Raw genomic sequence first — 10,821 nt, forward strand, 5'->3', positions numbered from 1 at the left:
CATGACGGTCATCGCACGCCGACTCGCGGGCCACCTGGCCCGCGGGTTCGTCATGATCCTCGTCGTCGCCACGATCAGCTTCTTCATCATCAACAACATCCCCGGCGACCCCCTGGCGGCCCGCTTCGAGAAGCTGGTCGAGCAGGGCATGTCGCCGGAGGCGGCGGCGCAGGCGGTCAAGGTGCTGTACGGCTTCCAGCCCGACGGCACGATGTGGCAGCAGTACGTCGACTACATGAGCGGGCTGCTCCGCCTCGACCTCGGCGAGTCCGTCACCAGGCCGGGCACCCCGGTGCTGGACGTCCTCGGCGAGAAGGCCAAGTGGACCGTTCTACCGGTGCTGGCCGGGACGCTGCTGAGCTTCCTCGTCGGCATCATCCTCGGCGTCTACGCGGCCATCAAGCGCACCGGCAAGCTCGGCGACGCGCTGGCCATCTCCGGCTCGCTCCTGCACGGCATCCCGCAGTACGTGCTCGCCATGCTGCTCGTGGTCATCTTCTCCACGCTCATCCCCCTGTTCCCCGCAGACGGGCCCGTGGACATCCTGTTCGAGCCGGGCTTCAACGCCGGCTACATCGGCTCGCTGGTCGAGCACGCAGTGCTGCCGGTCGTCACCTACGCGCTGTCGGCCTACGGCGGCTGGATCCTGGCGATGAAGTCCAGCGTGGTCACCGTGCTGGGCGACGACTTCATCCTGGCCAGTGAGCTGCGCGGGATGAAGCGCTCGATCGTCTTCCGCTACATCGCGCGCAACGCGATCCTGCCGCTGTTCACGATCCTGGCGCTCTCGCTCGGCCTGCTCATGGGCGGCGCGGTCTTCATCGAGAAGATCTTCAACTACCCGGGGCTCGGGCTGCTGCTCATCGACAGCGTCAACGAGCGCGACTACGCCACGATGGGCGGCGCGTTCCTGCTGATCACGGTCGCGGTCATCGTCGCCAACATCGTGGCCGACCTGTTCTACACGGTCATCGACCCGCGGGTGCGCGGCGGAGAGGAGGCGGCATGAGCGCCACGCTCATCCCGGAGTCGGCGTCGGCCGCCGGGACCATGCGCCGCAACTTCTGGCGCGGCGTGTGGCGGGTGATGAAGCGCAAGCCGAGCCGGATGGCCGGGGTGGTCATCGTCGTCGGCTTCGCCTTCATGGGCGTGTTCGGGCCGATGTTCTACCCCGACCACCTGCCGGGCGACATCAACCAGATCACCAAGCCGCCGAGCTGGGAGCACTGGTTCGGCACCGACCCGCAGGGCCGCGACGTGCTCGCGCTGGTCATCACCGGCTCGCGGTACGTGCTGCTGTGCGCGGCGGTGACCGCGGTCATCACGGTCGTCGCCGGCACCGCGATCGGGCTGTTCTCCGGCTTCAAGCGGGGCCGCTGGGACACCGTGCTCATGCGGATCACCGACATGAAGCTCACCATCCCCGGCCTGCCGCTGCTGCTGGTGCTGGCGACCGTGTGGAAGTTCGGCAGCCCGATGCAGATGGGCCTGGTGCTCGGCCTGCTCGGCTGGGGCGGCGTGGCCCGGGCGGTGCGCGCGCAGACGCTGTCGCTGCGTGAGCGCGGCTTCATCGAGGCGGCGCGCGGGCTGGGCCTGTCCACGACGCACATCGTGAGCAAGGAACTGCTGCCCAGCATGGCCCCGTACATCGCGATGAACATGCTCATCTCGGTGACCGGAGCCGTCTACGCCCAGGTGGGCCTGTTCTTCCTCGGCGTCCTGCCGTACGAGTCGGACAACTGGGGCGTGATGCTCAACCTGGCCGTGTTCCAGGCGGGCGCCATGATCCAGCCGAACGCGCTCGGCTACCTGCTGGCGCCGCTGCTGGCGATCCTGCTGCTCACGCTCGGCATCGTGCTCGTGGTCGACGCCATGGACGAGATCTTCAACCCCCGGCTGCGTGAGGAGTAGCAGTGGCGGAACAAGCGCCGGGAGTGCGCATCGGCGGCCTCACGGTCGTCTACAAGACGCCGGCGGGCGAGCTGCCCGCCGTGCGGGACGTCAGCCTGACCCTGGAGCCCGGCTCGATCACCGGCATCGTCGGCGAGTCCGGGTCCGGCAAGTCGACGCTGGCCCTGTCCCTGCTGAACGCGGTGCAGCCGCCCGGCCGGATCTCCGCCGGCTCGGTGGAGATCGACGGGCTCGGCAACGTGGCCGCCCTCAAGGGCGAGGAGCTGCGCAAGGCCAGGGGCCGCCACATCGGCTACGTCTTCCAGGCGGCGCAGAACTCCCTCAACCCACTCAAGACGGTCGGCAAGCAGTTGCTCGACCTGGGCCGCTCGCACGGCGTGGAGGACCTGCGCGGCCTGGTGCGCGACGCCAAGGAGCTGCTGGGCCGGATGGGCCTGGACGGCGCCCGGGTGCTCGACTCGCACCAGCACGAGCTGTCGGGCGGCATGCGCCAGCGCGTCGGCATCATGCTGGCGCTGGTGCTCAACGCCCACCTGGTGGTGCTGGACGAGCCGACGACCGCGCTCGACATGATCACGCAGGCCAACATCCTCAAGATCGTCCGTGAGGTGCACGCCGAGCGCGGCCTGACCACGCTGGTGATCACGCACGACATCGGCGTGGTGGCCGAGGTCGCCGACCGGCTCGCCGTCATGTACGGCGGGCGGCTGGTCGAGCAGGGCCCCACCCGCGAGGTGCTGGGCAGCCCGAGCCACCCCTACACCAAGGGCCTGATCAACGCCATCCCCCGGCTGGTCGGCGACATCGACGAGGCGCGGGCGCTGCCCGGCCGCCCGCCGACGCTGGCCACCGTGCCCAAGCAGGGCTGCGTGTTCCGGGAGCGGTGCGCGCTGCGGATGGACGTCTGTGACACCGTCGACCCCGAGGCCGTCGCGCACGGCCCGAGGATCGTCGCCTGCCATGCGGTGACCGTGAAGGAGCACGCGTGATTACCGGGACCGGCATCGTCAAGACCTTCAAGCAGCGCGGCAACGTGCTCGCCGGGCGGGAGGTGCGGGCGCTGCGCGGCGTCGACTTCGCCATCCCCAAAGGAGGCGCCGCCTCGTTCATCGGCGAGTCCGGCTGCGGCAAGACCACGCTGGGCCGGATCATCGCCGGGCTGGAGTCCTACGACGAGGGCGAGGTGGTCATCGACGGCACGGCGATGTCCGGACTGAAGCCCAAGCAGCGCCAGCCGCACTTCCGCAAGATCCAGATGATCCACCAGGACCCGTACTCGGCGCTGAACCCCACCCGCACCGTCCACCAGACGCTGTTCGCGCCGCTGAGCCTGCGCGCCAAGCAGACCGGCCGGTCGAAGGGGTGGATCGAGGAGCGGGCCGCCGAGGTGCTGTCGCTGGTCGGCCTCGACCCGGGCAGCGTGCTGGCCCGCTACCCGCACCAGCTGTCGGGCGGCATGCGCCAGCGGGTCGTCATCGCCCGCGCGCTGACCGTCGACCCGGAGATGCTCGTCGCCGACGAGGCCGTCTCCATGATCGACGTCTCGCTCCGGCTGGGCATCCTGGCGCTGCTCAAGGACCTGCGCGAGCGGCTCGGGGTGAGCGTCCTGTTCATCACCCACGACGTGGCCACCGCGCGTTACATCGGCGACGACGGCGAGCTGTACGTGATCTACCGGGGCCAGGTCGTCGAGCGCGGCGCCGTGGACACCGTGATCGCCGATCCCGTCCACCCGTACACGCAGTCGCTGCTGTCGGCGATCCCGGTGCTGCACGGCCTGGAGCGGCCGGGCGAGCAGCCGGTCGTCCCGCTGTCGTCGCTGGACGCGACCGGCGACGACACCGGCTGCCTGTTCGCGAGCCGGTGCCCGTTCCGCGGCGAGCGCTGCGACGAGCGCCCGCTGCTGCAGGTCAGCGAGGGCTTCCCGCAGGAGCACGCCTGCTTCTACCCCGAGCGCCGCAGCGTCATCGCCCGCCCGCTGAGCGAGGTGTGACCGTGCCCTCCTCCCCTGACACGTCCCGGCCGCTGCCGGACGTGCGCGTGGTGGCGGACCCCGGCGACGCGGAGCTCGCCGCGGCCGGGGAGGTGGCGCGCGCGGCCCTGACGCTCGACGCCGGGGAGGCGCCCGCCCTGGTCCGCCGGCTGGCGGCCCCGCCCGCGGGCCGCCGCTGGACCGCGCTGCTGACCGACGGCGGCGTCGCGCTGGCCTCCGTGTCGGGCAGGGACCCGGGCGTCGGCCACATCGACCTGCTGGCCGTGCACCCGGACCGCCAGGGCGAGGGGCGCGGCCGGGCGCTGGCACGCGCGGCGGAGGACTGGCTGCGCGGGCAGGGCGCCCGGCGCGCCGTCTTCGCCGGCAACCCGCCCTGCTACGCCTGGCCCGGCATCGACGTGCGCTACACCGCCGCCGCCTGCCTGGCCGAGAGCCTCGGCTACGAGCAGGCCCGCGTCGCCTGGAACATGACCGCCGACCTGTCGGCCGACCTGTCCACCGGCGACGACGTGCGCCGCCTGGCCGGGCAGGGCGTGAGCGTACACGCCACCGGCGCCGACCGCGAGCGGGTCGTGGCCTTCGCCCGCGAGCACTGGAACGAGAACTGGGCCTGGGAGGTGGCCAACGCCGCCGGCGTGCACCACGCCGAGCGTGACGGCCGCGTCCTCGGGTTCGCCGCCTGGGGCGCCCGCCCGTCGTGGTTCGGCCCCATGGGCACCGCGCCGGAGGCGCGCGGCCTGGGCGTGGGCGGGGTGCTGCTGCGCCGCTGCCTGGCCGACCAGCGCGCCGCCGGCCAGCGGACCGCCCAGATCGGCTGGGTCGGTCCGCTGCGGTTCTACTCGCGCGCCGTCGGCGCCCGGGCCGAGAGGGTCTTCTGGCTGTACGGGCGCGAACTGGCGTGAGGTCACCCGTAGAGCAGTGGCCCGCCGGGGGGTGCGGGGTCGGGGCAGAGCTCACGCGGGTCCCGCCCCTCCTCAAGGCACCTGGTCAGCGAGTCGGAGCCCCACAGGTGGTCCATGAACAGCTCGGGCCCCCACCAGACCAGGTCGTCCGGGTAGAGCGTGCGGGCCACGTGCAGCATCGACAGCCCCGTCAGCACGGGACGGAACGCCTCCCGGTCGTGCACGTGGAGCTGGACGCCGCGCACGGCGGTGCCCGCGTGCTTGTGGAAGGTCGGCGTGAACCAGGTGTCCCTGAACCGTACGCCGGGCAGGTCCAGCGCCGCCAGCGCGGGCTGGAAGCGCTCGTCCACGTACGGCGCACCGACCAGCTCGAAGGGCCGGGTGGTGCCGCGCCCCTCGGAGAACCCGGTGCCCTCGAACAATCCGGTGCCGGGGTAGACGAGGGCCGTGTCGGGGGTGGGCATGTTGACCGACGGCATCACCCAGGGCAGGCCCGTGTCGGCGTGGGACATCTCCCGCCGCCAGCCCTCCATCGTGACGACCCGCAGGTCCAGGTCGAAGCCGAACAGCGTGGCCAGCTCCCCGGCGGTCCTGCCGTGCCGCACCGGCAGCGGGAAGCGGCCGACGAAGCTGGCGAAGGCCGGGTCGAGCAGCGGGCCCTCGGTGATGGTTCCGCCGAGCGGGTTCGGCCGGTCGAGGACGACGAACCGCAGGCCCAGCCGGCTGGCCGAGGCCATCAGGTCGTACATCGTCCAGACATAGGTGTAGAAGCGGGCTCCGACGTCGGCGATGTCGAACACGAGCGTGTCCACGCCGGAACGGGCGACGATCTCGTCCAGCGCCTCGCCGGACGCCTTGTGCGTGTCGAACAGCGGCAGGCCGGTCCGCAGGTCGACGGGGTCCTGCTCGCTCCCGTCCGCCTGGGCGGTGCCCCTGATGCCGTGCTCGGGGCCGAACAGCGCCGTCAGCGGCGTGCCGGCGGCCAGCAGGGCGTCGGCGGTGGGGGTCAGGTCGGGCAGAACCCCGGTGGGGTTGGTGATCAGGCCGAGGCGTGCTCCGGCCGCCAGCGAAGGATCCGCGGCCAGCCGTTCAGCTCCGGTGCGTACGTATGACATGAACCCATTGTCTGAAAGATATTTACAAGAGAGAAGTAAAGGGTGGAAATTAGCGTCATGATTGATCCGCTACCCGAGCTGTCCACCGAGCAGAGCGACCCCCGTTACAGCCAGATCGACCGGCTGCCGACGGCGCAGCTCGCCAGGCTGATGAACCAGGCCGACGCGGCCGTGCCCGCCGCCGTCGCGGTGGCCATCCCGGCCATCTCCGACGCCATCGACGCGATCTCCGCGCGGATGGCCAAGGGCGGCAGGCTCCTGTACGTGGGCGCGGGCACGTCCGGCAGGCTCGCCGTGCTCGACGCCTCCGAGTGCCCGCCGACCTTCGGCACCGACCCCGAGCTCGTGGTGGGGATCATCGCCGGAGGCCCCGACGCCCTCACCCGTTCCATCGAGGGCGCCGAGGACGACACCGCGGCGGGCGCGGCCGCGCTCGCCGCGCTGGAAGTGGGCGAGCTCGACTCCGTGGTGGGCGTGTCGGCCAGCGGGCGTGCCCCGTTCGTGCTCGGCGCGCTGGCCGAGGCCGCCCGCCGGGGCGCACTCACCGCCGCCCTGTCGTGCAACGACGGCGCGCCGCTGTCGGCCGCCGCCGAGCACGCCATCGAGGTCGTCGTCGGCCCCGAGGTGGTGACCGGCTCGACCCGGCTCAAGGCGGGCACCGCGCAGAAGCTGGTGCTCAACATGATCTCGACCATCTCGATGGTGCGCCTCGGACGCACGTACGGGAACAAGATGATCGAGATGTCGGCCATGAACAGCAAGCTCGCCGGCCGGGCGGTGCGCATGGTGAGCGACATCACCGGCGCCGACCACGACGCGGCGGGCAAGGCGCTGGACGCGGCGGGCGGGCACGCGAAGATCGCCGTCGTCATGCTCAAGCACGGGCTGGACGCCGACGGCGCCCGTGCGCTGCTGGAGTCGCACGGCGAGCGCCTCAGCGACGCGCTGAGCTGACCGAAGCACCACACGGGCCATCACGTACGGGCCATCACATACGGGCCGTCACATACGGGCCATCACATACGGGGAGGTATGAGGAGATGTCCGACCGGCTGGAGGCGATCCTCGCGGAGGGGGTGCCGGGCGTGTGCCCGGCCGCGGTCGCGCTCATCGCCGTGGACGGCGCGGTCGTGGCGTCCGCCGCCGCCGGGGAGCTCGTCCGCTACAGCGACGCGGACTTCACGCTCGCCGGCGACAGGCCGCCGGCCCGCCGTGACTCGATCTTCGACCTGGCGTCGATCAGCAAGCTGTTCACCACGGCGGCCATCCTGTCGCTGGCCGAGGACGGCCTGCTGGACCTCGACGAACCGGTGGCGACCTGGCTGCCGGGCCGCGACGCGCGGATCACCCTGCGCCGGCTGCTGACCCACACGGCGGGCCTGCAGCCGATCCGCCGCATCGACCTGGAGCTGCCCGACGCCAGCCCCGGCACCCGCATGGCGGCCATGATCGACACGCCCGTCACCGCGCCGGTGGGCGGCCCGTACCTGTACACGGACGTGGGCATGATCATGGCGGGCCGGGTCGCCGAGGTGGCCGGCGGCGCCCCGCTCGACGCGCTGGTCGCCGCCCGCGTCACCGGCGTCCTGGGCCTGGCCGACACCGGCTACCGGCCCGCCGAGCTCCACCGCGTCGCCGCCACCGAGTGGAAGCCGGAACGCCCGGGGCCCGGCTGCGTGCGCGGCGAGGTGCACGACGAGACCTCCTACGCGCTCGGCGGCGTCGCGGGCCACGCCGGCGTCTTCGGCACGGCCGACGACGTCCTGGCGCTCGGGGAGTCGCTCCGCCTCGGCGGCGCCTCCCCCGGCGGGCGGCCGCTGCTGCGGCGGGAGAGCGTGGCCGAGATGCTGCGCGACCAGGGCGCGGAAGGGGCGCCGTTCCGGCACGGCCTGGGCGTGCGCATCGGCGACCCGGGCATCGTCGGGCCGCTGGCGGGCGCGTTCGGGCACTCGGGGTTCACCGGCACCTCGCTGGTCGTCTCGCCGCCGCACGGGCTGACGGTGGTCCTGCTCACCAACGCCGTCCACCCGGTGCGCGGGCGGGACGGCCTGCGCGCCCTGCGCCACGCCGTGGCCGCCGAAGCCCTCCGCCTCGCCGGCTGACCCGCCCAGCCAGCTGACCCGCCCGGCGGCCCGCCCCCGCTGCCCGGCCCGCCCGTCGCGGGCCGGACGTAGCCTGGGACGGACGGCGAAAGGAGGGGCGCCCATGCCCGTACAGCTCAACCACACCATCGTGGAGGCCCGCGACCGCGACGCCACCGCCCGCTTCCTGGTGGACGTCCTCGGACTGCAGCCCGCCGGCGAGTTCGGCCCGTTCCGCGTCGTCGAGCTCGCCAACGGCGTCTCCCTCGACGTCATCCAGGCGGACGGCGACGTGCACCCGCAGCACTACGCCTTCCTCGTGAGCGAGGCGGAGTTCGACGAGATCTGGGCCCGGATCAAGGACCGCGGCCTCACCTACTGGGCCGACCCGTACCACCGGCACGCGGGCCGCATCAACACCAACGACGGCGGCCGCGGCCTCTACTGGCTCGACCCGAACGGCCACAACCTGGAGATCATCACCGTCCCCTACGGAGGCTGACCCCCGCGCCTACCGGTGCGGGGCGAGCGCCTCCAGGGCCTCCTCGGCGCGCCGCATCGCCTCTCCGGCGTCCAGCTCGACGTGGGCGGTGTCGAAGTTGAGGTCGTGGAAGACGTCCGTGACGCCCTCGGCCTCCAGGGCGGCGACGTCGGCGCGGATCTGCTCGAAGGTGCCGGTGAGGAGCCGCCGGTCTGGCCCGGCCCCGGCGCGGACGCGGGTGACGCCCCGGCAGACGAACCGCAGCGCGGCCGGGTCCCGGCCGGCCCGCTCGGCGGCCTCCTTGACGACGGCCACGCGCGACCCGATCTCCGACAGGTTCTCCCGGCTGGAGCTGACCCAGCCGTCGGCGAGCCGCCCGGCCCGCCGCAGCGCCACGTCGGCGGTGCCGCCGAGCAGCAGCGGCGGGACGGGCGACGGCTTGGGGTCGACGTGCGAGGGCGGGACGCGGTAGAACTCGCCCTGGTGCGCCACCACGTCGTCGGTCCACGCCTTGCGCAGCACCTCGACGAACTCCTCCCCGCGCCGCCCGCGCCCTTCGAAGCCGACGCCCGCGGACTCGAACTCCTCCGGCACCCAGCCGAGCCCCAGCCCCGCGGTGAGCCGCCCGCCGGAGACGGCCTGGAGGGTGGCGAGCTGCTTGGCCAGCGCGACGGGCTGCAGGAAGGCGTTGACGACGGCGACGCCGAGCCGGACGGTCCGGGTGATCCCGGCCAGGTAGGCGAGCGTCACGAGCGGGTCGTGGACGCTGCGGTAGGTCGCGCCCATCGGGTGCCCGACCGGGTAGAGCACCCGCTGGAACGTCCACAGCTCGTGGTAGCCGAGCTCCTCGGCCCGGACGGCGACGCGGCGCATGTTCGCGGGCGTGGCCCAGGCTCCGGACTGCGGCACGGCGAAACCGGTTCTCATGGACGACCTCCGAGGCGGGCGGACAGGAATCAGAACCCCTGCGGAGCAGCGTAGAGGTCCGGGCCCGGCGGGCTTGCAGGGCGGGCAGGCGGACGGGCCCGGCGGCCGGACGGGCCGGGGGAGGCGTGGGCGGAAGGTCCTAGGCTGTACGGATGGGTCTGGAGGCTGAGCTGGCGGTTGTCGCGGGCGCGTACGGGGGGACGGGCGAGCCCGTGCTGCACCCGACGCGGACCGACGTGGTGGTGTTACGCCGCGGTGAGGTCGTGGTGAAGGCGCACTCCGCGCGGGACGACGTGGAGGCGCTGCGGCCCCGGCTGCGGGCGACGGCGTCGGCGGCGCTGACCGGGGTGATGCTGGCGCCGCTGGAGCCGGAGGTGCTGACGGTGGCGGGCCGCGCGGTGTCGGTGTGGCCGGCGGGCCGCCCGATCGGCCAGGACGAGACGGAGTCCGCGCCGTGGGAGGAGGGGGCCAGGCTGCTGGCCCGGCTGCACGCCGTGCCCCTCACGGTGGTGCCGGCGCTGCCGCCGGCCGGAGGTCCCGCGCGGGCGGCGCGCGCGGTGCGGCGGATGACCGGCGACGGGCCGGTGGAGAGCCTGGTGCGGCGGGCGTTCGCGGAGCTGCCGGAGCCGGAGCCGGGGCCCGGCCTGCTGACGCACGGCGACTGGCATCTGGGCCAGCTCGTGCGCCGCGACCGCTGGCTGCTCATCGACGTGGACGACCTGGGGGTCGGCGACCCGGCGTGGGACCTGGCCAGACCGGCCGCCTGGTATGCCGCGGGGTTACTGGATCCTGTCGTCTGGGATCGGTTCCTGGGCGCGTACCTCGGCTCGGGCGGACCGGCGCTGGGCGGCGGCGAGGACCCGTGGCGGCGCCTGGACCTGCCCGCCCGCGCGGTCACCGTCCAGCTGGCCGCCGTGGCGGTCGTCAACGCCGCCAGGGACGGCCGGGAACTGGATGAGGTCGAGCATTCGTTGGTCGAGTCGTGCAACAGAATCGTCACAGCGCGAGGGCGTTGCGCGCGGTAGGTTTTGCTCAGAACCACGAGGCCAAGGAGAGCGACTAGATGCAGTGCCCGAAGTGCCGCGGCAACATGCGGACATATGAGCGCAACGGCGTCCACATCGAGCAGTGCGACAACTGCCGTGGGATCTTCCTGGACTACGGCGAGCTCGAGACTCTGACGCAGATGGAGTCGGCCTACCACGCCGCTCCCCCGCCTCCCGCGCCCGGCGGCCCCGCGTGGGGCGCCCCGCCGCGTGGCGGCCACCCGGGCGGCCACTACGGTCACCACCGCCAGCGCAGCTGGGTGGGGATGCTGTTCTCCAGCTGACCGGCCTCCAGCTTACCGGCGCGACCTCGCCGGCACAGGGCCGCGCGCTCCGGCGCGCGGCCCTCGCGTTTCCGGCCCCAT

At 73.1% G+C, this 10,821-nt stretch carries 12 protein-coding genes; 10 read left to right on the forward strand and 2 right to left on the reverse strand.

What is annotated here, in order from left to right; translation table 11 throughout:
* Position 1: 1 nt before the first annotated feature.
* From KME80_RS39090 to KME80_RS39110, 5 genes are read left to right on the forward strand one after another with little or no spacing between them, the layout of a single operon-like run.
* Complete coding sequence (locus tag KME80_RS39090) at positions 2-1,009, forward strand: ABC transporter permease (protein ID WP_219514066.1); 1,008 nt, start codon at positions 2-4, stop codon at positions 1,007-1,009.
* Complete coding sequence (locus KME80_RS39095) at positions 1,006-1,911, forward strand: ABC transporter permease (protein ID WP_219514068.1); 906 nt, start codon at positions 1,006-1,008, stop codon at positions 1,909-1,911. The genes KME80_RS39090 and KME80_RS39095 overlap by 4 nt, the downstream gene beginning before the upstream one ends.
* Positions 1,912-1,913: 2 nt before the next feature.
* Positions 1,914-2,900: an ABC transporter ATP-binding protein gene (locus KME80_RS39100; protein ID WP_308126107.1), complete on the forward strand. Its 987-nt coding sequence runs from the start codon at positions 1,914-1,916 to the stop codon at positions 2,898-2,900.
* Entirely contained in the window at positions 2,897-3,904 is a 1,008-nt protein-coding gene (locus KME80_RS39105; RefSeq protein ID WP_219514070.1) for an ABC transporter ATP-binding protein, read from the forward strand. Before KME80_RS39100 ends, KME80_RS39105 begins: the two co-directional genes overlap by 4 nt.
* A gap of 2 nt (positions 3,905-3,906) precedes the next feature.
* Positions 3,907-4,806: a GNAT family N-acetyltransferase gene (locus KME80_RS39110; RefSeq protein ID WP_308126108.1), complete on the forward strand. Its 900-nt coding sequence runs from the start codon at positions 3,907-3,909 to the stop codon at positions 4,804-4,806.
* 2 nt (positions 4,807-4,808) lie between these two features.
* Here KME80_RS39110 and KME80_RS39115 read toward each other — a convergent pair whose 3' ends face one another.
* Positions 4,809-5,921 (reverse strand): exo-beta-N-acetylmuramidase NamZ family protein, encoded by a 1,113-nt coding sequence (locus KME80_RS39115; protein WP_219514078.1) that lies wholly within the window; start codon positions 5,919-5,921, stop codon positions 4,809-4,811.
* 57 nt (positions 5,922-5,978) lie between these two features.
* Here KME80_RS39115 and murQ point away from each other — a divergent pair, with 57 nt between their 5' ends.
* The 3 genes from murQ to KME80_RS39130 all read left to right on the forward strand — a co-directional run bounded on the left by murQ (position 5,979) and on the right by KME80_RS39130 (position 8,504).
* On the forward strand, positions 5,979-6,875 hold the full coding sequence (murQ, locus tag KME80_RS39120) for an N-acetylmuramic acid 6-phosphate etherase (protein ID WP_219514085.1): 897 nt from the start codon (positions 5,979-5,981) through the stop codon (positions 6,873-6,875).
* 86 nt (positions 6,876-6,961) lie between these two features.
* A complete protein-coding gene (locus KME80_RS39125; protein WP_219514092.1) occupies positions 6,962-8,023 on the forward strand; it encodes a serine hydrolase domain-containing protein in 1,062 nt (353 codons plus the stop codon).
* Between the two features lie 103 nt (positions 8,024-8,126).
* A complete protein-coding gene (locus tag KME80_RS39130) occupies positions 8,127-8,504 on the forward strand; it encodes a VOC family protein (protein WP_219514094.1) in 378 nt (125 codons plus the stop codon).
* A gap of 9 nt (positions 8,505-8,513) precedes the next feature.
* Here the strand turns inward: KME80_RS39130 and KME80_RS39135 are convergent, their stop codons facing one another.
* A complete protein-coding gene (locus KME80_RS39135; protein WP_219514096.1) occupies positions 8,514-9,410 on the reverse strand; it encodes a TIGR03619 family F420-dependent LLM class oxidoreductase in 897 nt (298 codons plus the stop codon).
* Positions 9,411-9,562: 152 nt separating this feature from the next.
* On the opposite strand from KME80_RS39135, the gene KME80_RS39140 reads away from it, so the two are divergent.
* Positions 9,563-10,435 carry a phosphotransferase gene (locus KME80_RS39140; RefSeq protein ID WP_219514112.1) on the forward strand — a complete coding sequence of 291 codons (873 nt, stop codon included), beginning with the start codon at positions 9,563-9,565 and terminating at the stop codon, positions 10,433-10,435.
* A 38-nt stretch (positions 10,436-10,473) separates the two neighbouring features.
* Positions 10,474-10,740, forward strand: a complete 267-nt coding sequence (locus KME80_RS39145) for a TFIIB-type zinc ribbon-containing protein (RefSeq protein ID WP_219514114.1) — start codon at positions 10,474-10,476, stop codon at positions 10,738-10,740.
* The last annotated feature ends 81 nt before the right edge of the window (positions 10,741-10,821 follow it).

The organism is Nonomuraea ceibae, from assembly GCF_019396325.1.
Classification (GTDB): Bacteria; Actinomycetota; Actinomycetes; order Streptosporangiales; family Streptosporangiaceae; genus Nonomuraea; species Nonomuraea ceibae.